At 38.2% G+C, this 22,465-nt stretch carries 15 protein-coding genes; 4 read left to right on the forward strand and 11 right to left on the reverse strand.

Going from position 1 to position 22,465, the window contains the following annotated elements; translation table 11 throughout:
* Positions 1 to 141: 141 nt before the first annotated feature.
* The 8 genes from BMW36_RS09175 to BMW36_RS09210 form a co-directional block, all read right to left on the reverse strand.
* A complete protein-coding gene (locus BMW36_RS09175) occupies positions 142 to 1,533 on the reverse strand; it encodes a response regulator transcription factor (RefSeq protein WP_089740579.1) in 1,392 nt (463 codons plus the stop codon).
* Positions 1,526 to 3,250: a sensor histidine kinase gene (locus BMW36_RS09180; RefSeq protein ID WP_089740580.1), complete on the reverse strand. Its 1,725-nt coding sequence runs from the start codon at positions 3,248 to 3,250 to the stop codon at positions 1,526 to 1,528. Before BMW36_RS09180 ends, BMW36_RS09175 begins: the two co-directional genes overlap by 8 nt.
* A 294-nt stretch (positions 3,251 to 3,544) precedes the next feature.
* Positions 3,545 to 5,197 carry an L-lactate permease gene (locus BMW36_RS09185; RefSeq protein WP_089740581.1) on the reverse strand — a complete coding sequence of 551 codons (1,653 nt, stop codon included), beginning with the start codon at positions 5,195 to 5,197 and terminating at the stop codon, positions 3,545 to 3,547.
* 142 nt (positions 5,198 to 5,339) lie between these two features.
* Positions 5,340 to 8,300, reverse strand: coding sequence for a pullulanase (locus BMW36_RS09190; protein ID WP_089740582.1), 2,961 nt, complete (start codon positions 8,298 to 8,300; stop codon positions 5,340 to 5,342).
* A 143-nt stretch (positions 8,301 to 8,443) separates the two neighbouring features.
* Positions 8,444 to 9,424 carry an NAD(P)H-quinone oxidoreductase gene (locus tag BMW36_RS09195; protein ID WP_089740583.1) on the reverse strand — a complete coding sequence of 327 codons (981 nt, stop codon included), beginning with the start codon at positions 9,422 to 9,424 and terminating at the stop codon, positions 8,444 to 8,446.
* 81 nt (positions 9,425 to 9,505) lie between these two features.
* Complete coding sequence (gloA2, locus tag BMW36_RS09200) at positions 9,506 to 9,889, reverse strand: SMU1112c/YaeR family gloxylase I-like metalloprotein (RefSeq protein ID WP_089740584.1); 384 nt, start codon at positions 9,887 to 9,889, stop codon at positions 9,506 to 9,508.
* Between the two features lie 7 nt (positions 9,890 to 9,896).
* Entirely contained in the window at positions 9,897 to 10,637 is a 741-nt protein-coding gene (locus BMW36_RS09205; protein WP_089740585.1) for a nucleotidyltransferase family protein, read from the reverse strand.
* A 233-nt stretch (positions 10,638 to 10,870) separates the two neighbouring features.
* The gene (locus BMW36_RS09210) at positions 10,871 to 11,302 is read right to left on the reverse strand and encodes a DUF6376 family protein (RefSeq protein WP_139180306.1); all 432 of its coding nucleotides are present in this window, start codon (positions 11,300 to 11,302) and stop codon (positions 10,871 to 10,873) included.
* Between the two features lie 376 nt (positions 11,303 to 11,678).
* On the opposite strand from BMW36_RS09210, the gene BMW36_RS09215 reads away from it, so the two are divergent.
* From BMW36_RS09215 to BMW36_RS09230, 4 genes are all read left to right on the forward strand, one after another.
* On the forward strand, positions 11,679 to 12,533 hold the full coding sequence (locus BMW36_RS09215; protein WP_281243024.1) for a glycoside hydrolase family 16 protein: 855 nt from the start codon (positions 11,679 to 11,681) through the stop codon (positions 12,531 to 12,533).
* On the forward strand, positions 12,533 to 13,912 hold the full coding sequence (locus BMW36_RS09220) for a glycosyltransferase family 2 protein (protein ID WP_089740588.1): 1,380 nt from the start codon (positions 12,533 to 12,535) through the stop codon (positions 13,910 to 13,912). The genes BMW36_RS09215 and BMW36_RS09220 overlap by 1 nt, the downstream gene beginning before the upstream one ends.
* Positions 13,913 to 13,931: 19 nt before the next feature.
* Positions 13,932 to 14,867, forward strand: coding sequence for a polysaccharide deacetylase family protein (locus tag BMW36_RS09225; RefSeq protein WP_089740589.1), 936 nt, complete (start codon positions 13,932 to 13,934; stop codon positions 14,865 to 14,867).
* 72 nt (positions 14,868 to 14,939) lie between these two features.
* Positions 14,940 to 15,344 (forward strand): ion channel, encoded by a 405-nt coding sequence (locus BMW36_RS09230; protein WP_089740590.1) that lies wholly within the window; start codon positions 14,940 to 14,942, stop codon positions 15,342 to 15,344.
* A gap of 42 nt (positions 15,345 to 15,386) precedes the next feature.
* On the opposite strand, the gene BMW36_RS09235 is transcribed toward BMW36_RS09230, so the two are convergent.
* The 3 genes from BMW36_RS09235 to BMW36_RS09245 all read right to left on the reverse strand — a co-directional run bounded on the left by BMW36_RS09235 (position 15,387) and on the right by BMW36_RS09245 (position 22,412).
* On the reverse strand, positions 15,387 to 16,670 hold the full coding sequence (locus BMW36_RS09235) for a purine/pyrimidine permease (RefSeq protein ID WP_245711640.1): 1,284 nt from the start codon (positions 16,668 to 16,670) through the stop codon (positions 15,387 to 15,389).
* 191 nt (positions 16,671 to 16,861) lie between these two features.
* Positions 16,862 to 21,493: a pectate lyase gene (gene pelA / locus BMW36_RS09240; protein WP_089740591.1), complete on the reverse strand. Its 4,632-nt coding sequence runs from the start codon at positions 21,491 to 21,493 to the stop codon at positions 16,862 to 16,864.
* A 49-nt stretch (positions 21,494 to 21,542) separates the two neighbouring features.
* Entirely contained in the window at positions 21,543 to 22,412 is an 870-nt protein-coding gene (locus BMW36_RS09245) for a helix-turn-helix transcriptional regulator (protein ID WP_089740592.1), read from the reverse strand.
* Positions 22,413 to 22,465 lie beyond the last annotated feature (53 nt).

Consider the following 22,465-nt stretch of genomic DNA (forward strand, 5'->3'; position numbering starts at 1 on the left):
CAGCTTCATCATACCACTTGTGAAAGCGCATTCAATAAGTGAGATGTTCTGAATATAACGGGGATATCTGTTTGTTACAATATCCTGCCGATGACTGTTTTCCTGCTTATCATACATCTGTCATACTCCTGCCAAACAATTTTATACCCTTTTATGTTTCTTTCGGTATTCACTAGGTAAGAAACCTGTCTCCTGTTTAAACACTTTACTAAAATACTTCACATCAGTGTAACCAACCTTCTCTGCTATAAGTGAGACTTTCTCCAGCGAGTTTTCTAAAAAATGTTTCGCTTTATTAATACGGGAAAGTTTCACATATTCATGAAAAGTGAATCCCGCTACCTGTTTAAAACAAACACAAAAATAACTTCTGCTCATATTGACCTGCCCGGATATATCTGTTGCGGTAATCGTTTCACCTAACCTTTTTTCGATTAAATAGATTGCCCTGATAATACATTGAGTCGTTTCATTCGAAATGGTTTTCTTATAAATCGTTTCAGATATGTTTGCTTTTGTTTCAGCTAACCATTGCTCTACTTCATACCAGTAATGAAAGGAATCTGGTAAAGTAATTTCATCAGGTAAAATTTCGGCAAAGATGCGGCGGCATTCGCTCATTGTTATTATCAATAATTCCATTAATTTATTCTTTGTTAGTCTTAATTGCTTTAACCCATAAAGCATTTTATTAAAAATATTCTGCTCGAACACCCATTGAAGTGAGAGTAACTCCTCTCTTACCTTTTTCATATTGTCCGTCTCAGGGTGGTAAACAGTGATCGGAATTTGGCCGATATCCCTTATGTTTATTGATTTCGGTTGATCTAACTCGTAAAAAAATATATTTTCCTTAAATCGCTGGATCAATTGCTGTAATTGCTGGAAGGTACATGAGCTTGAGTCGTCCACATTAATAATTATTATTGCGCCCTCCCAGCTTGGAATGGCAGATATTTTCCCAGCGTATGTTTTTTTCCTCCAGTCATTTTCTAATGGGACAAATACTGCATCTGAAGCGGTATAAATTATTTCCTCCTCTTGAATTATTTCTTCCAATGTCTGTTTATTGTGAGCAGACATATACTCAAATAATACAATCCACCCGTTAAAAATGGTGTCCTTGTTAAATGACCGAGGGTTTTTCCGGATTTCTGCATCAATCCGTTTCTTTATCCGTGCAAGGGTCTTATCCATATTTTCACTGTCCAGCTCTACCTTGGCGATATAATCAATGGCTCCTAGCCGCATAGCTTCCTGGATGTATTCAAAGTCCCTGTGCAAAGACAATACAACGATAAAAATATCGGGATATCTCTCTTTTACAATACGTATTAATTCTATTCCGGACATAATTGGCATGGCCAGGTCTGTTATGAGTAAATCCACATGATTTTCCTGAAGAAACTCTCGTGCTTTTTCACCATTCTTCGCTTCGCCAACCACTTCCATACCAAATGATTTCCAGTCAAATGCAGCAATTAAGCTTTTCCTGACGAGTTTATCATCCTCTACCAGTAAAACTTTAATCATTGATGATCCCTCCTTTTATATACGGAATGATTAAAATAACCGTCGTACCTTCACCTAATACGCTTTCCATGGCGACCTTTGCCTTGTCAGCATAAGTCCTTTCGAGAATCCGCTTCACATAATTTAACCCTATCCCCATCCCGCTTCTTGATTGCCTGTAAGTATTATCAGCCAATACCGATTGAATTTTTTCCTCAGTCATTCCACGCCCGTCATCTTTCACTTTTATGATCACCATTTCACCATTTGTTTGAATATGGATTTCCAGTGTGCCGTCATCAACCAATCCATGGTAAATCGCATTTTCTACAATCGGCTGAAGGATAAACCTTGGTACTGGTGAAAGCAACACCTCTTCTGGAATATTGTTATAGAGACAGTAATCAAAGTCATAACGGATCTGCTGTAACTGAATATACTGCTCCATCGATTCCAGTTCCTCGCCTAATGTAGAAAGAAAGCCTAACTTACCCATATTGTAGTAAAGAATTTTATTCAGTGAGGTTAACAGATTTGTTGCTTCTTTCCTGTCTCCTGCAACAACAAGCCATCTAGCTGTATCTAATGTATTCATTAAAAAGTGCGGGTTAATCTGATGAACCAGTTTTTCCACTTCCAGATCTGCGCGTTTCCTCTCCTTCTGCTCTATTTCATTAATTAAGCTGGCAATCTGTTTTTTCATATGGCGAAACTGTATTGTCAACTCCCGAAATTCAGGAATATTTGTCTGAATAACCTCTGAGGTGAAATTATTATTTTTCATCAGATTAATTTCATAATTGAATTCATTTAATGGTTTGTATAGTGTTTTCCATAGTAAAAGTGCAATAATTAAACTGAGAACTAAAAATAAAATACCGAAATAAATCATTTGTGTGACCCAGTGATTTACCTCCCGCTGATATTCAGCAATCGGAATTAATGCTATAATGCTCCATCCGCGACTGGTTTCTTCTTTAAACCAGTAATAACCAGACTGCTTTCCAGCTTGGATTTTACTATCAGCAAAAAAAGAAGTGCCATATGCAAATTCTGGGTGATCACTGTAAATAACATTGTCTGAATCATCAAGAATAAGGTAGCTTGTTCCATCCATATTTCTCGCTTCCTTAAACAGGCTTTTAGACAGGTCAAAGTTTGATTCTAAATAAATAAAAATATCTTTACGGTTAGGGATGCGCAGCTGCCTGATTGTTGATAAAACATAACCTGTATTATACCTCTCCATACTGAGATGCGGACCGAAATTATGCATTTCAAATCCTTCAATCAATAATGGATCATTTCTCAGCCTAAACCCTTCTTTTACACCATGACTGTTGAATAAGTAATGACTGTCACGCTCCATGTATATGAGCGATAAGCCAATATTTGGGTTACTGAATGTGATAAGATTCAGTTCTTTTTTCACATCATCATAATACTTCGCCCGCTGATAGCCTTGCTCCATCATAAGGTATGCATTCAGTTTAAAGCTGATATTCTCCGAATAAGCAATCTGCTGGGAAACATAATTCAGATCCTCAATCGTATTTTCCATTGATAAGCGTACTTGCTGCAGATTACTTTGAATCGATTCATGGAGTTTTCTTGTTAATATATCAGACATCGAAAAGTAAGAAAAAATTACTGTAAATATAACGGGAATAAGTGTGCTAATCGCAAAGATCAGTGCAATCCTGCTTTTTAAACTTAACGAATGAAAAAAATCAAGCAATCTGCGAATATACCGTTGTTTTTTAGAGATTGGAAACCCTCCTTTTCATTCATTATATTCAGTGAGTCTATTTCAAAGAATCAAAGACACGCCAAAAGAAACCGCTTTCCTTATTAAAAAAGTATAATGAAATCTTATATATTAAGCAACACGGTATAGATGTTTTACATAATCATTCCACTTTTACGTGAAACGTGATAAACTTGTCACCACAAAAATCGGGAATGTTTCATTTATGTAAATAAAAAGACTTTTGATCCTCTGCTGATCAAAAGTCTCTATCTTTCAAACTCGTTAACTGAAAATGAGGCCTAATATACCTGCCAACACAGCATAAATCAACATAGGAATCAGGGTCATGCGGATAATCTGTCCTTCTTTTCCGACTAAACCAACAACAGATGCTGCTGCAACCACGTTAACGACACATATCATATTACCTGCATTTGCCCCCATCACCTGAAGGCTGACAATTGTTGTTGGTTCCAAACCGACTTGATCCGCAACTGAGAATTGGAATAAGGAGAACATCATATTACTGAATGTTGCGCTTCCGGAAATAAATGAACCGAGTGCACCGATAAACGGTGCCATTATCGGCCAGCTTGCACCTAATAATTCAGATGCCTGGTAAGCCAGTTCTACAGGCATACTTGCAAAGCCTGCTTCATTTATACCAGAATTGATAAAAATACGTACCATCGGGACAGCGGTAAACAAAGTAACTGCAGTACCGATAAGTGTTTTTCCTGAAGTGGAAAAAGCTTGGTACACTGCTTTCCTGCCCATTTTGTGATAAAAGATAGTAATAAGGACAACAATGATAAAAACGGTTCCAGGTAAATAGAATGGTTCAAACATCGCTGTTATAGAAGTTCCAAGAATATTCTCCCAGCCAACCTTTACACTTCTTAACATGTCTTTTACTGGCAAAACATCCAACCGGGTGATGATCAGCAGAAGACCTAACAGTATATACGGAACCCACGCCTTCTTTAACGCCATCTTCACGGTATTCTCTTTTTTTACAAGCGGCATATTTCCAAGCCATTCCTGAGACCATGTTTTTCTTTCGCCAAAGTCCCAGCTTTTTTCCGGGATCATCCAGCCTTTTTTGATAACATATAATACGAGCATTAAACCAGTTAATCCGCCAATGATAGATGGAAATTCCGGTCCAATAAAAGTTGCGACAATAAATGCAGGTATCGTAAAACTAAAACCGGCAAATAACGCAAACCGCCACATAACGAATCCATCTTTCCATGACTTTTCTTTGCCAAAAAACCTTGTTAAAATAATGATCATAATGAATGGCATTAAAGTTCCTGTCAGTAAATCGAACTGCATTACCTGGCTTGCAATAATTTTTAAGTAATCACTAACCGGCAAATCCCCAAGGAAAACAGCTGCAATTTGTGCCAGTCCTCCTCCTTCCATCAACCCTTGCTCCACTCCTACAATTAATGGGGTGCCAACAGCACCAAAAGTAACAGGGCTGCTGTCAGCTATTAATGCAACAACTACAGCTGCAAGCGGAGGAAAACCTAACACAACCAGTAATGGTGCAACAATTGCAGCAGGTGTTCCGAATCCAGCTGCACCTTCAATAAATGCACCAAACAACCATGCGATTAAAACAACCTGTACTCTCCTGTCTGGAGTTACCCCCATAAAGAAATTCCTGATCGAATCGATAGCACCACTGTTTTGTAATGTGTTAAGAAGTAAAATAGCCCCAAACACAATGTATAAGATAGAAATACCAATTAATATACCTTCAATCATGGATGCAGTTATTTGAACAAACGGCACTTTCCAGTAAAAAAATGCTAGTATTGCTGTTACGGTTAAGCTGATAGGCATCGCTTTAATTGCCGGCATCCTTAATAAAACTAAAAATAAAAATACGGCTAATATCGGGGTAAGTGCAACAAGTGTAATCATTTATCTCCACTCCATCTTTCTTGATATGTTCATTATATCACAATCTTTTATAAGAAAAATAAGATTGTGAAATAATTCACAAAATATACATCTTTCTTTATCTAACCATCCCATACCCTTTTCGTGACAACAATTGATAAATTCAATCAGTATTTTTTCTAATAATTACTGCAGTAAGCGGGTCTAGTATGACACGATTATCTGTCAGTCTAATACCAATAGGTTTGGAAATTTTCGTTACTCCAGCTGTCTGGCTGTCAGTGATTATTTCTGTATTTGTTAAATCTTCTGACATTGTATAAGTCCGGGCTACTTGATCTGCATTGATGAAAACATAGTATTCCGTCTCACTGGATATATGGTTTACTCGATAAACAATAGCTACATCTTCCTGATCTATTTCCGGAACAGGAACCAGCTGGACATTTTGCTCTATTTCTTTTTTTGTACCATAGTGAAAAGGCTTAACAGACCGTCTTAATTGGATCAGTCCCCTTACATAGTTGCGTGTCCCCGAGTGGACCGGATACTGCTCCTTATTCAATGCTTTCTGCCAATCAAACCGGTTAATGGAATCACTTGCATTATATGAATCATGAATAAAGTAGGGAAATTTGACAGGAGCGCCTTGTTCATCCAGTACATAAGTAGATTTATAGGGCGGGACCTTCACACCTTGTTCATAATCCGGATGTAAAAATTGCTTAGTCCGGCCATATTCGCTTCCTGCATGAATAAATACAGTACCCTGAGAAGTCAGTAATAGCACATATCCAAGCCGAATCCTCCGGTGAATCTCCTCCGTGTGCATGGCAGGGTCTTTTTTTAAAGAATATCCAATTACATCATGTAATGTCAGGTTATCATGTGCTTCTATATACTGAACGACATCCCCTGGTTCACCTGCCTTAAAATTACCTGGCATTGCAGTAATATTACTAAAAATCCTCTGAATATTTCTCGGACCGTTTGTAATAAAACGCTGTTCCCCTTCACATCCATAGCCAGATCTAATTTCATTGCGAAATTCATCCGAAAAACATCCAACACTGTTAGCAGTACCCGCCCAATCCTGATCTGCAGCGATTACTTCCGGCACTGTTTCATCACCCATATATGTCCTCCAGCCTTCCCCAATCATGAGAACATGTGGATGGATTTTCTTCGCTTCCTCACATGCCAGTTGAATCGTTTCCGCATCGTGATCACCCATCATATCAAAACGGAATCCATCAACCTTAAATTCTGTTAACCAGTATTTTAGCGAATCTATCAATAATCTCCGTGCCATTTTGTGTGTTGTACCGATCCTCCCGCCACCGAAGCTCCTCCTCGTTGTACCGTCAGCATTCATATAATGGTAATAATTAGGCTCCAGATGTTCCAGCAATCTCACTTTTGCTGTGTGATTATAGACAACATCGAGAATCACCCCGATACCGAGCTGATGAATCTCTTTGATAAGACGCTTAAATTCTTCCACCCTTTTTTCCGGATTCGCCGGTTGTTCAGAGTAAAAACCACTCAGTGAGAAAAAACTGTGCGGGTCATAACCCCAGCTGTAATTCTGATTGGAAGAAGCATACTTTAGTAAGCGCGTTCTGTTATTTGTTTCATCACAAAAAAAGTAACTCATTACAGGTAATAACTGAATATGTGTAACACCAAGATTTGCAATGTAATCCAATTTTTCTGAAAAGGCAGCAAAAGTACCAAATTCTGCAGACAGGCTTTTCTCAATCGAAGGATCTGAGGTAAAATCACGAACATGGACTTCATAAATAATCGCATCTTCTCTTCCTTCATAACCGTAAATTCTCGCATGGTCCAGTGATGGACCGATCCGTGTGGGGTCTACTATAGCAGCTTTACCTGCAGTATGGATTTTGTTGTTCCAGGGTGCCATCGATTTTGCATATGGGTCGAGTGCAGCTACAATCCGATCTTCTCTTTTGATTAAAAAGTGATAATAGTAGCCTTTTAAATTCTTCAAACCGGTGTTTCCTTTATGAAGAGTGATACACCATACACTCACTCCATTAAATTCCATTTGAATTTGATTCCGAATGACTCTATCAGGATTGTCTTTATCATATAGTCTTACGCAAACATTATCAGCACTTGGAGACCAAACCCTTAAAATCGCAGAATTACCATCATCGCTTAACTGCACCCCTAATGGACCGTCATAGTAAAACAGCTGGTCTTTAACTCGCCAATCCAGCACTGTCTTTATTAATTGCCCATAGTGAATCAGCTTAAATGGCTGGTTTTCGATCACCAGGTTTCCGGATAGGTGTAAACGGTTACTAGCTGATTGAGTTACATGCTCAAACGAATGTTCATTATTATATTTATCGACTATTTTTATATTTGCTTTTACACTCTCTAAGTCACAGTTAATATTATTTGTGTAATGAATCTCCACATTCCCATCTGATAATATCTTTGCCGTGAGAATGTGTTCGTCATTTCTGTAGTAGGGATTTGTATATATTTGCTGATCAGATTTCCGAATAAACAGTTGGGAGTGATTTCCTGTTGGCGGGACAGTTAATTTACCTGTTTCCCATCCGGTATTGTGGTTTCCTGCAATGAAATAATATGGGGCAGTTAGTGTGGAACTGTCTATATCTATATAAGGCTGTTCTTCAGAACAGAGGTATGTTTGCATGATGTTGCCTTCTTTTATTACACTTAGCCAGTATTTATTATACATAACTTCTTTTTCGTCAAAATGGACACGCAGCCGGTTTTGTAATGGTTCATAATAGAAGATTTGATAATTACCATTCAGCCATACCTCTGTTAATTTTTCTCCAAATATTTTCACATATAAATCTCCGGATAAATTATCACCATTTCGATTATTAATAAGTAGACCTGCCGTTTCTGCATCATCAGCAAGCTCTATATCAATAAAGCGGCCATATGAAGTAGTATTGACAGGTAAAAAACTCAATGCACCATCAGGCCACGAACCAACAGTTTCTGAGGGATACTCCACATCACGCCAAATCCATAACCCTATTTCGTCAAAATGAGCTTCATTTCCCGGGAAATGAACACGTAATGTATTTTCCTGACTCTTTGTTTTCGTCATTTCATCACCTGCTTATTTGAAAAAATGGATTTATCGACAAGGCTAACCAGAAAAAATCCGATCTAACACAGCACATACTCCCACTGTGCAATACCCACTTCATTACGAGCATTGCTAGTTATTATATGTGAGAGTCATCCTATCTAGGACTTCACTTTCAAAATAATTTTCCCTGTATTCTTGTTCTTTTCCATCATTTCATGTGCCTTCTGGACTTCTTCTATGGCGTATATTGTATCTATCACCGGCTTTAATTCGCCTTTTTCAAACAGTTCATACGTTTCGTCAGAAAATTCTCTGGTCAATTCTGCTTTATACTGGTCACTTCTAGGTGTTAATAGTGTTCCAGTCAATTGGATCCTCTTCATCATCAGGTCCATTAATTTGACTTTTTCCACCGTGCTTCCACCTAATACACCAATGAGAACCCAGCGTCCATCTATCGCAATACTTTGATAATTTTGTTTCCAGTATTGGGCGCCGACAAAATCCAGAATGACAGAAACCCCACTTCCTTCTGTTGCATTCTCCACTTCCTGTGCGAAGTCTTTTTCTTTATAATTCACTAAAACGTCCGCTCCCAGATCTTTGCATTTAGCCAATTTATTATCTGCTCCAGCTGTTGTAATGACAAATGCATCACTTAATCCCTTTGCAAGCTGAATTGCAGCAGTACCGACACCGCTTCCCCCTGCATGAATTAAGACGGATTCCTGCTTTGATAACTTCGCTATCCAGTACAATGTCTGGTAGGCAGTTAAAAACACTTCTGGTATAGCTGCAGCAGCATTGAAATCAAGGTTTTCAGGAATCTTCATAGCCCGATTTGCAGGCATTGTGACATATTCCGCATAAGCACCGCCGTTTACTAAGCCCATTACCCTGTCCCCATGAGAAAAGCCACCATGTCCATTTGCATCAACAACAATCCCTGCCACTTCTATCCCGATTACCGGATTTTTTACATACCCTAATTTCCCTTCCCGGTTAAGTATATCTGTTCGATTTACTGCAGCCGCATGAACCTCAATTAATATATCTCCTGGATTCACGACCGGATCAGGCACGTCCACATAAACAAGCTGATCCCGTCCTCCCGGCTCCTTGGCAATAATTCCTTTCATACTTATTCCCTCCTCATACTTATGAAATTTCACTTTTATCACTGATTATTTCACCGAAAAGATTTCATTATGTAAAATCTCTTATCCCTCATATAACTCTATAGGCAGACCATCGGGATCGTGAAAAAACGTATATTTTTTTCCATTGTTTGCATCAATTCTGACAGTTTCGAGTTCTATCCCCATTTGCTCTATTTTACGGCAAGTTTCCTCCATATTCGTCACCTCGAAAGCAAGATGGCGCAATCCGTTAGCTTCTGGATAAGATAATCGCTGCGGGGAATCAGGAAATGAAAATAATTCAATAATATATTCCCCGTTTAATGCGAGATCAAGTTTGTAAGAATGACGTTCTTCTCGATATTCTTCACTAATTATCTCTAAGCCAAGCTTGTCTACATAGAATTCCTTAGAAGCAGAATAGTCGGAACATATGATAGCAATGTGATGTATCTTTTTAAACATATTCAGTCTACTTCCTTTCGGCATACATTTTACTTATTTTCTGGTAGCTTTCCAATGTTCCAATATCGTAACAAGCTCCTCTAATTGGATAAGCATACACATTTTTATGCTTAATTAACCACGGAATAAAGTTGCCGGGAGCATCAGGATTGTTGCCTGATTGCAAGTAATTTCCTAATAATTTTATTGTTTCTTTTTTATATAAGTAAATTGGCGGTACAGCAAGGCTAGTTTTTGGACATTCTGGTTTCTCTTCGAATCCTGTCACAAGGCCATCTGGCTTAATCGCCGCCACCCCGGTCCTCTGCAGTTCTTTTTGATCACTGACAGACTGGACAATAATACAATCAGTTTGTTTTTCATAGAAAAAGTGAACAAATGGCTGAAAATCGAAACTGAATAAATTATCACCAGCCGCTATCATTACATCCTCTTCAATATTCGCTTCATTGATTACATAGGTAATGTCACCGATTGCTCCGAGTCTTGTCTCATTAGTTTCTGTTCCATCATTTAATATGGTAACCTTTGAAAAATACCGGCTGCTTCGAGACCATACCACGAAATCATCATAAAATTTCGCATTAGTGACGATGTATACATGGTCAATTATTTTTACCTCATTAATTTTTTCCAAAAGGTGCTCCACTAATGGTCTATTGCCGATCTCCAGTAATGGTTTTGCCTTATTTTCTGTTAATGGATATAACCTTGTTGCATATCCAGCAGCTAAGATAACAGCTTTCATTTCACTCCCCCTCATTTCACGCTTCTTCACATATTGAGCATATCATATCCGCTGATTCTGCAGCTATTCCTAACATTTATATTGCTAAAAAAGAGATAGATAAAAAATGCAATAAAGAGGCGATTTATGTTTCCTGTCTGAATAAATCAAATGATTATTCTGTCATAGATACAGTAAGCAAAACAAAGCGGGTATAAAGATGGATCAATATTTATCTTAGCTGTCTTCCTTTTTTACAATCCCAGATTTTCGATACGGTTTAATAATTCTGAAGCTTCATTTATTGTTTGGACAATTTCTGAATTCTCAAGCTGGTCGATAACGAGATTACCATCTTCTATCACTGTATTAATTTCGTTAAGCAGTTCTTCATTTTTCATCATTATGTTTTGATGAATTTCCTCTGCAACTGCCGGGACTTCCACCTTATTAAAATCCTCAATCATTGACTGTATAGTTAATAACTGCTCCTCCAGCTCTTGTTCCGTCACTGTATCGTTCATTACACCCTCAATCATCTGCGGACCCTCTTCTGCAAAGTTACTCAATTCAGTTAAATATGTTGTTGCTTTTTCTGCATAATCAAGAGAGCTGTTCACATCTTCCAAAAAAGAACACCCTGTTAAAAACAAAATAGTGATACCTATTATACTTAGTCGTTTCATTTTTCCACCATCCTTCATTTATCACATGGCTCAACGCCTGTAATCATCAATCTACTATAATTACGTAAAGAACAAATGAAAGGTTTCGTTTTAGAAAACATAAAAAAAGTGTCTACTTTCCTCGATCTTCTGTAATAAAGTTGAATTCAAAGAAAACAGCAGATATTGTATGATAATGATTGATATATCCTCTTTATATCTGTTAATTCTCTATATTCCCTAAAATATGAGGGTTTTTCGTTGTTTTCATAAAATAGTGCTGTATATATACTAACCTTAGGTTCTTTATATAGAACATTTTATCTATAAAACAATGATTGTTGTTCTTTTAAAAGTACATTTCTTTCTGAGAATAGGTGAAAAAATGGTGAAACGGATGATTATCATTTCTATGCTTGTAGTATTCCCCATTTTGTTTATCCATATCGGGAAGGGGGAAACAATGCCTTCATTCAACGTATCCGAACTTCATAATATTCCACTGGAAAAAAACATGGATACAGATGACTTTTTCAATAATTTACAAATACGTAATAAGTATAAAGAGGATGGATGGACGCTTTTATGGAATGAGGAGTTCGACCAGCCGCAATCACTGAAATCTAACTGGAATATAGAAAACTGGGCGGCTGAAAAAAACAATGAACTACAATTCTATACCCCTGACAATGTATCTGTTAATAATGGAAACCTCCATTTGATCAGCAAAAAAGAGGAATACCATGGCAGACAATACACTTCGGGTGCGATTCATTCGAAGGATAAATTTTATTTTCAATATGGAAAAGTGGAGATACGAGCGAAACTGCCAACAGGCCAGGGAATGTTCCCGGCTTTTTGGATGATGCCAAATATTGATAATACCTGGCTTCCGGAAATTGATATTTTAGAGATGCTTGGACATGAACCTGACCGGATCTGGATGGTTCAGCATTACGTAGACAAAAACGGTAAGTTAACAAGTAACCTTGACTCCTTTGTCGGTGAAGATTTTTCCCTGGATTATCACACCTATGCCATTGAATGGTCAAAGAGTGAGATCATTTGGCTAATTGATGGGATAGAGCGCTTCAGATCAACCGTTAATATACCATCAGAGGAAATGTATTTATATCTTAATACCGCTATTGGAGGCAACTGGCCTGGTAGTCCTGACGATACGACTATTTTCCCGCAAACTTTTAAAGTTGATTATGTAAGAGTATACCAGCAGACAGGAGTAGATAGCTAATGCTTATGGCGACTCTGATAGTATTCGGTCTTTATGTAATGATACAAATAGCCTATTTATTTTATCCATTGTTTTCTGTCAAAAAGAGTGAAAACAGTGTAAGACTGGATAAGGAGAAAGGAATAAGTGTCATAATACCTGCATTTAATGAAGAACAGATTATACTAAACAGTTTACAGGGGATCATCAATTTAAAATACTCCAATTATGAAGTAATCTTTGTAAATGATGGGTCATCGGACAACACACTTTCACTCCTTCACTCTCATCTTGACCTTCAGCCGGTTGAATTGGTTCCCGCTTCAAAAATCTCACATAATGAAATTAATCAAATATATCAATCGGGAATTTCTCCAAAAATATATTTAATTGATAAAGAAAATGGTGGAAAAGCAGACGCTTTAAATGCCGGAATTGAATATGCTTCAAAGGAACTTATCGTGACACTGGATGCGGACAGTATGCTGGATCCGCTATCCCTCTGTGAGGTGAATTCTGCATTTCAGAAGGAGACGGTAATTGCAGGCGGTGGGCTTGTCCAGATCACTCAAGGTTTCACCGGGAATTTTCTATATTTGCGTCCCAGTTTTAAAACGAAAGGAATTATCCGCTATCAAATTTTGCAATATCTCACTGCTTTCTATTTACATAAAATGACCCAGTCCAAGCTCAAATCAATCATTGTGATTGCTGGTGCATTTGGTGCATTCAGAAAACAAGTCCTGTTTGATGTCAATGGATATCGTAAAACAGTCGGGGAAGACATGGATATCACCTTAAAAATACATCGGTTAATTAAAACAACAAGAAAATACAGAAAATCAACACTTGCTTTTATTCCCCGCGCCATTTGTTATACGGAATGTCCCTCCACACTGAAAGAGCTTGTTCAGCAAAGAATAAGATGGCAGAAAGGTTTTATTGACTGCGTTATCCATTTCCGGAGGGACTTTTTTCAAAAATTGGGATTCCGTGTTTCTTTCATGCTTTTATTTGAATACTTACTGCTAGGAACATTAAATGCTTTTCCTACGGCAATGATTCCGATAATGCTGTTAATTTATCCAGATAACTATATGGTTGCTGTCGCCCTGTTTTCCACTACTGCTTTCTTATCCATCTATCAAGGTTTCATTACTCTAATAGTTGCGGCAAGATTCGGATCAAAATATTCATTTAAACAGCTAATTAAAGTACTGCTGTTCATTCCTGTTGAAACGATTACCTACCGGCTTTTAGGACTCGTCTTTGTTATTTCCGGTACGATTATGTACATGGTCAATAAAAACAGCTGGCACGTCACCAAAAGGACTGGTCAGAATACTGTTGCCCCACCTAATCCTGTTCCGGCAGAGACGTCAAACAGCCATGTAATATAACAAAGGAGGCAGTGACAGTTTGAAAAAAGAACTATTGATTAATCTTTTATTCACATTTGTCTTTTTCTTTTCTTTCACAATGCTAATAACATTTTTTGCGGATGATGTGACCGAAGCATTACAATATAATGATTTATTTCCTAAAGATGAAAATTTCGAATTAGCAAGTTGCCAGCAATGGACCCGCGATGTTAGAAGCTTTCCATTAAAAGATTACGAGAAAGCTAAAAGTGTTCCTGTATTAATGTATCACCGTATCATTGATGAAAAGGATCTGGATGAAAATTTATATGAAGAGGATGGATCCATTGTCTCCACTGTCGTATTAAAAGAGAACTTTACAGAACAGATGAAGCTGTTAAAAAGAGAGGAATATACTACCTTAACGCTAAGAGAATTGGAATTGTTTATTAATGGAAAGCTGGATGTACCGAAAAACAGCATTGTGTTAACCTTCGATGATGGATTCAAGGACAATGCATACGAAGCATATCCTGTATTAAAAGAAAATGACTTCACTGCAGCAAGCTTTGTTATTACTGGGTCTATCACAAAGAATGAGAAAGATTATAAACCAGGCACTTTTCAGTATCTCAGTGTCCATGATCTTAAAAATTCCTGTGATGTATTTGAATTCGAAAGCCATACTTATAATTTCCATCAAAGAATGAAGGATGGCACTCCCTTTCTAATCGGAAAAACTGATAAAGACGCAGAAGCAGATATCAGGGCAAGTATTGTAAACTTAGATGGAAGCAAACAAGCTTTTGCATCACCATATGGTGGATTTGATGATGGAAATATTCAGCTTTTTAAAGACCTGGGCTTTAATATGGCATTTACTGTTGTCCCTGGAGATGTCAGCAGAGGAACGAATATATATGAGATTCCCAGGAAAGAGATCAAGCCTGAAACTACAATTGAGGAATATAAACAAATAATTGGATTACAATGAGCAGATGTCTGAAGTAATTTTATGTTTAAATTTTGCTAAATGGTGAATCTCTCTTATAGGAGGGATGCTGTTTTGGCTAATATATTAATTGTTTTAGGTATTTTATTTATTGTAATCAATATTTATTATTTCTTCTCAAATAAAACATACCGAAAAAGTTATTTCAGTACTATATTATTTCGGAAGCTGTTTCTTGTATTTATAGGATTGACATTCGGTTTTGCTGTTATCTATTATGCACTGTCACTGAATGAAACGATTATTATGGAGAGTTCCCCGAGTAATAAGCCGATGGAACAAACCTTTCCAAATCTTTTATACTTCAGCGGAGTAACATTACTCTCTATCGGTTATGGAGATATCGTTCCAGTTGGTTCGGCACGCTTTTTTTCCTTACTTCAAGCAGCTCTTGGCTTACTGCTCCCAACTGCCTACTTTCTAAAAGCATTAGATGGTTCCAATGATGAAGATGAATAAGCAGGAACGGCAATGAGAAGTTGCCATTCCTGCTTCATTATTTTATTCCCGCCACAATTGCTCCAGTACGATCACGATCGCTGTCCCGACAAGCAAACCATTACTTAATAAATTCTGTAAATAGGATGGGAATTCTGCAAATACTTCTGTCGGCAGGAACATTGTCCCCATTCCGAATAAATAAGCCACACCGACAATCGTGATTTTTCTTGTGTCCAATTTTTCTAATGTCACATTGTTAACAGCAAGACCCACTAATTGGACAAATGATGCCATCAATGCCGCGTTTGCAATAGGACTCGGGATGCTCGAAATTAATGCGACAACCGGCGGAAATAATGCAATGATAACTAACAGAATAGAAGCATAAATGAATGGCATCTTCTTCTTTTGCCCTGTTAATCCAATAAATCCAGCCGAAGTAGCTAGTGGAACATTGGCAATCGATGAGAAAACTCCGGCCAAACCATGATTCAGGCCGGAAAAAATCGTCCCACGATTTACTTCTTTCCTGTAGTCTTTTTTCTCTAAACCGAGAGTCTGACTCACCGCAACAATGGATGCTACCACATTAGAGATTAAAATTAAAGCAGTAATAAATGCAATAGGTATAACACTAAGGTCAAATTTCGGCATACCAAAAGCAAACAATTCCGGTAAGGAAAATAATACAACATCACCAATTGCATGTTCGCTGCCAAGCATCACAACATACATAATCCAGCCAATCGCTATCCCTATGAGGACAGCATAACTGCTTAACCAGCCTTTCCCGAAAATCGAAAGACCAAGTACTATGAAAAATGTAAAAAATGCAAGGGCAGCTCCACCCATCTGAATCGTCTCAGAGTCACCTTGCAGGCCAAGCATTCCCTGCAGGAAAGTACCGCTTAATTGCACTGTAAGTAAAAAGAAGAAAACCCCTGTTACAAGTGGAGTAAAAATCGGCAGAATCAACTGGGAAATTTTAAAAATACCGAATAAAAACAAGAAAATCCCTGTGAAAATCATCGTGGTTTCTAATATTCTTAAAGAATCATCCAGGGATGTTCCGTGTTGTAATCCGGTCACAGCCATTACGGTAAATATACTTATCCAAATACCTGCCGGACCTTCCATAATAGGCAATCTGTGACCGAATAGTCCTTGCAGTAATGAAGCAACCCCAACAATAAAGAAAGTCCGCTGCATTAAACCGGATACTTCCGTAAAGTTCATTTCAAAGATGGCACCAATCACAATTGGTAAAGCCACAGAACTTGCCAGTAAAAACACAAACCATTGTATCGTTTCCATCGTCGTGTTCGCGAGTGTTTGGTTTTTCAAATATAACGCCCCTTACTTTAACATTATGTATCATTCTCAAAACATATATATTATATCACGAAGTTATCTTTGTACAGGTTAAGGAGGCTTTTCGTGATTCAGATTATTGGCAAGCCTCTTAAATATGCTTAGAGTAAGTAATGCTTCCAGGAAAAAAGCCTCACACCTTTAGTGTGAGGCTTTCCCAATTATTAATTCTCGATTAATTCCCAGCTGCCATCATTGGATAAGAAAAATTTCTCTTTTTCACTTGATGGGTGCCCTTGACGTCGGATCAATTCGTATTCACCTACATAATCCACCGCACCTTCAGGGAAAGTGAAATGTAATTTAAATACTTTATCACCTGGTGATGCTATTTCTCTTGCTTCTTTTCCAATAACCCGCTCAATGTTCAGAACGGTACCTTCTGGCAGGTCAGATGGTAACAGAAGCTTTGTTTGAGCACTTAAAATACTAAGTTCTGTATTTGCTTCCACTTCTGTGTCTTTGTTAACATGAATATTCATTTCTTGAGGTGACTCTTCTTCTGGTTCTTCTTCATCACCCTCGTTCAATGCTTGTGCATCCCAGCCATTTAACACATTTTCTACTGTCCAGTTTGCTGCTTCTTCATCTGTTAATTGTCGACGTGATTCATTAATGACTGCACCTGGTCCGTAGTTTTCGTATTCGTACAGTCTGGCATCTTCCGGAGCTAATCCACTCATAGACGTCCAGCCTTCTTCCTTAATGTGGGCACCGAGTTCACTGTTCATGTAGACAACACTTCCTCTTGCTTCAGGGTTGCCGCCTGCTGGCCATGGTCTGCCTAAATATACAGTTCCTTCAGCAGCATCACTTGTTAATTTACTGTCTAAAATCAACATACCGTATTCATCAGATAACAATGTACTTGCTGCCGTAATATAACCGTTATTGGAATCTGAACCCCGGTCTAGCGAGTGAATAACAGAGTCTTCAATTACAACCTGTGCACCACCGAAGATAAAGTCTACATCCCCTTCAATATATACCTGGTAGTAGTATTGAGTACCTGAATGTGTGTAAAGTGTGTCCTGATTACCGATAAAACTTACATTTCTGAAGTATTGACGATCACCGGCTGCGTATACTGCTACCGCCTGCTTACCTTCTGCGTCTGTAGAACTTTCATCAAATGAATTTTCCAGTGTCATATTTTCAATGCGGAGATCGTCAGCACGTAAATAAACACTTGCACTTCCACTCGTACCTAATGTACCGCCAACCCCATTATCTCTTCCAGCATAATTATCATATGTGATGACTGTCCCTGCTTCACTCTCACCTTGTAATGTAATAAATGGCTTATTGTTTGGAACTGTCACCACTTCTTTATATGTTCCATCTTTTATAAATATAGTTACAGGCTGTGTATTATTTTCCGGAACCGCATCAATAGCTGCCTGCACTGTATCATAATCACCTGATCCATCTTTGGCAACAGTGATCCGGCTTTCCAACTCTCCCATTTGCTCCATTAGCGGCTCCAGTTGATATACTTTTCCAGGTTCCAGTGTTCTGCCTAAAGTATCGGAAGAACTCTCCCCTGTTACTTGAACATATACTTTGTCTGTGTAATTACCTGTAGTTTTTGCCATTTCCAGCAATTGTGTACCCCAATGTCCGCCCCATGAATATCCGTTACGTCTTTCTTCTTCAATTTCCATAATATCGTGTTTTATAACACCATCACGTCCGGAGAAAATTGGCTGATTTGTTCCGATTTCATAGAAACGATACCATGCTGTTGAATTTGGGTCCTCTACAAAGTATTCATTGTTCGGATCACCACTTACATAGCGAGTATTTTCAAGCTTTACTTCATCAAGCCACTCGAGAGCAGCTGTTACTGCGTTATTGATCTCTTCTGTTTGCGGTCTTGACATTAAATAGCGAATGACACCAACAGATTCCTGTCCTGAAATGGAAGGATGCTCATAAGCCCTTGCTTCACGTGGTTCATATGTTACCGGATCATGCTGTGCTCCCCATGCTGTCAGTTTACCATCTACTTCAATTTGTGCTTCCAAAATATAATCAATCGCTTTTTCGATGGATTGCTCTGATTTCGCCACATAGTCGTCACTGATTAAATCAGAATCGAAAGGATATTTCTGTTCTGAGACTAAATCCAGTAATTCCAGTACATTGACCATTGCTTCATCATTAAATGTTACATAATCAGAATAGTTACCTCTTCTTGGATAAACCTGGGCAAAGCCACCTGATTCATATTGTAAGTCGAATAAGAATTCCAACCCTTTTTCAATACTTTCTTTATAACGAGGATCTTTTGTTTCCTGATAAACCTGTGCTAAATAAAGCATTTCAGAGATTGTTCCATCATTATCAATCGTACCTAATTCCACCCCATCATTCACCCATTCTGAGCGTGGTTCTTCGCCATCCCATGGACGTGTGTATATGTGCGGCCAGTTTTTAGTCCATCCGCCATTATCCATTTGCCATGTTAACAGGTTATCCGCTTCAGCTACAGCAGTTTCGAGATCACCTGAAAATCTTGTTTCTTCAATCTCCTGCACATATTCAGCTTCTTCATTCCACTCATCCAGGCTATGAAGGACTATTACTGTCTGTCCAAACTTATTTGTAGTTTGTGCTGCTTTATCAATAGCCAGATTCTCAAAACCTGGTGATAGTAAATCCCACTCTCTTGTCGGAACAACTACCTTCAAATCATTTACATTGAATGTGTCAAATTGACCGTTTAATGTAACGGCAATAATATTATTTGCTACAGCATGCACACCAACAACATCTGCTGATTCAGACTGATTTTCGCTCTGTATGGAAGCAATCAATTCTTTTGCTTCACCCCATGTTAGCAAGCTGCTGTCTTCCATTTCAGCAGTTTGACCAGATGCATTTGCAATCATCTGTGCTGCCTCTTGCTTTGTAACTTCCGCATTTGGTGAAATTTTACCGTTTTGTGCTAAATGATCTGCATATCCTGATGCTTTAGCAGCTTCCAGTACATATGCATACCACTCATCAAGCGATACTTCCCATACACTAGTCTCATTGCTTAACCCTTTAAATTTTTCCTCTTTCACAAGACCGAGTGCATCATTTAATAATGCCATAAACTCAATTCTTGTAATGGTTTCTTCATCCGCCGCTCCGGATTCTGATACGATACCAATTTCTTTCATTTTTTTCAGCTGTAATCCGCTGACAACCTCAGCAAGCTCCGTTTCTTCAACCTCTACATCTCCACCGCCAGATTCCTCTGTCTTATTATGAACACGTAAGTGATCAATATTTGCTCCGCCACTTGCTCCAACACCTGTTGCGCGAATTACATTTTCCCCTGCTTTCAAATCGGCCTTCATCGAAGTATATACCCAGTTCGCCCAGCCGCCGGAAGGATCAAACGCTAATTCGGGTTCTACTACTTCTCCATTCACACTAATCTCCGCAGGCCTTGCATCTGTTCCCCCATGACCATAACGGAAGTCTAAGAAATACTCTCCGTCAACCGGGACTTCTACTGTCCATTCAACCCAGCTACCTGGAGCATTTGGGTTGTAGTCAATAAATCCAGTTCCAGTGAAACCGGTATGCTTATTATCAATAATAACGGTATCTTCCTGAAGTAACGCATCTTCTGCTTCATAGATAGTGTCTACTTCCATATATACTCTCAAATGATCAATATTTGCTCCGCCGCTTGGTGCAATACCTGTTGCGCGGATCACATTTTCCCCTGCTGTTAAACTCGCAGTCATTGATGTATTTTTCCATACAGCGAAATCACCGGTAGGATCGAATGGAAGTTCTGCCTCCACTACTTCTCCATTAACAGAAATCTCTGCAGGACGTAAATCTGTACCCCCGTGTGCATAACGGAAATCTAATGTATAATCCCCATCTGCCGGTACATCGACAGTCCACTCAATCCAGCCTCCTGGAGCATTTGGATTATAATCAACAAAGCCAGTTCCGGTAAAACCTGCATGTTTATTATCAATAATAGCATCACTTATTACTGCGTTTTCCGCTTCATATATACCATTTGCTCCTTCTTCGACAGGTTCAGAAGGCTCTTCCGGTTCTTCCGGCTGCTCTTCTTCCTCAGGCAGTGATCCACTTATCTTTAAGTCATCAATATAGTGTCCTACTGCACTACTGTTAGGTGTAAAGCTTTCAATGAAATTAACCGTTGTTGCTGCACCATTGAAAGCAGCACCTTCCAATTTCAGTTCCCCGTCAATATACACATTTGCTGTACTGTTATCTAAGTCTATCTCTACTTTAATGTCATACCATTGATTTTCTGCCACTTCTACCAGCGGCTCATAATTATCGCCTGTACGATAAGTGATGCTGCCATCCTTTGTTTCAATAATAACTGGCGTACCATCACCTTTAATTCTCATTACTTTTGATGAACTTGTGTATGTTTCCTGCATGAATTTCATTTCAGCAGTTACTACTCCTGTGAGGTCATCAAAAGACTTACTTACAATTACATTTGTATCCTCACTTGTATCGTCTAGGTAGACACTTTTATTATCCTCTGAAGGCACGTCGACAACCCTTACGCTTCCTCCACCTTCTGAAACAGTAACATTACCCGGCACTTCTCCCGTCGTCTCATCATTAAAATCATCTTCAAAAATAACAACGTTGTTAAAATCTTCATCAGCTTTAACGACTGTAAACGGCATTGTAGGCAATACAGTAGAAAAAGTAAGTATAAAAACCATCGCAAAGTAAATAAAACGCTTCCAATTATCCATTCTTTTTTCCCCTTTCATTTGATTATTTCTGGACAATTACCTCTTCCCTCCTTTGAAAACTTGGATAAAGTACCCACATTTCCTGTCACCTGATCATATGTACATTCCTATGATCTCTAAATTGCTTTGGAGTCATGTGGACATATTTCTTAAAGCATCTAATAAAATTCGATGCTGTAGAAAAACCAATTTTTGCTGCTAATTCATTGATGGATATATCCGTATCCAACAGCATTTTTTTCGCTTCATATATACGTCTTTGCAAAATATACTGGTGAATCGTCATATCAAATTCCTTTTTAAAAAAATGACACAGATAATATTTATTAAAATGGAGACGCTTTGCTAAATCTTCCAATTGCCAATTCGTATCCCACACATTATTAATCTCTTTTAAAATTCTTTCCTGTAACAACAGCTCGGATGTTTCATTCTCAGTTTGGTGATAATTGATGTCCTGATCACAGGATGAATGCATTTCACGACTTAAAAATAGAAGTAATTCAGTTAAATACAATTCGAGGGCATCTTTTTGTTCCCACCCATGAATATTGCTATCCTCCCTGAGCAGCTGATCAATAATATGCTCAAATGGCGATTTCCGCCACATAAACAAATGGAGTAAACCGTGTGATGCTGGCAAATCGTCTAGCATCTGTTTGAATTTTTTAAAAATTGGCTGTTCAACAGAAAAAAAGTCTTCAGTAAACATAATCACTACACGGTCGTAGTCTGTATTTTCTGATAGACTGACTTTGTGAAATTCGGTACTTTTAAAGATTAGTACATGGTCTTTCTTTAAATGGTATATTTTTTCCTCGAAAATATACTTCGCTTCACCATTTTTAATCCAGATGATCTCATATCCGGCGTGCGAATGAAAGTCTCTGACCGATTTCTTGTCTTGTTTGTGCTGGATCTTAAATACAGGAATGGAAACACTTTTCTTCTGCATATTTTGATCATACACTCCCTTTCAACAATTTTTTCAATTTAGTAAGCGATTAC

The sequence above is a fragment of the Gracilibacillus ureilyticus genome (genome assembly GCF_900111195.1).
Lineage (GTDB): Bacteria > Bacillota > Bacilli > Bacillales > Amphibacillaceae > Gracilibacillus > Gracilibacillus ureilyticus.

Coding starts and splice junctions, on each gene's coding strand:
- BMW36_RS09175 (WP_089740579.1), bottom strand. CDS start 1,533: ATGATTAAAGTTTTACTGGTAGAGGATGATAAACTCGTCAGGAAAAGC.
- BMW36_RS09185 (WP_089740581.1), bottom strand. CDS start 5,197: ATGATTACACTTGTTGCACTTACCCCGATATTAGCCGTATTTTTATTT.
- BMW36_RS09190 (WP_089740582.1), bottom strand. CDS start 8,300: ATGACGAAAACAAAGAGTCAGGAAAATACATTACGTGTTCATTTCCCG.
- BMW36_RS09195 (WP_089740583.1), bottom strand. CDS start 9,424: ATGAAAGGAATTATTGCCAAGGAGCCGGGAGGACGGGATCAGCTTGTT.
- gloA2 (WP_089740584.1), bottom strand. CDS start 9,889: ATGTTTAAAAAGATACATCACATTGCTATCATATGTTCCGACTATTCT.
- BMW36_RS09205 (WP_089740585.1), bottom strand. CDS start 10,637: ATGAAAGCTGTTATCTTAGCTGCTGGATATGCAACAAGGTTATATCCA.
- BMW36_RS09210 (WP_139180306.1), bottom strand. CDS start 11,302: ATGAAACGACTAAGTATAATAGGTATCACTATTTTGTTTTTAACAGGG.
- BMW36_RS09215 (WP_281243024.1), top strand. CDS start 11,679: ATGATTATCATTTCTATGCTTGTAGTATTCCCCATTTTGTTTATCCAT.
- BMW36_RS09220 (WP_089740588.1), top strand. CDS start 12,533: ATGCTTATGGCGACTCTGATAGTATTCGGTCTTTATGTAATGATACAA.
- BMW36_RS09245 (WP_089740592.1), bottom strand. CDS start 22,412: ATGCAGAAGAAAAGTGTTTCCATTCCTGTATTTAAGATCCAGCACAAA.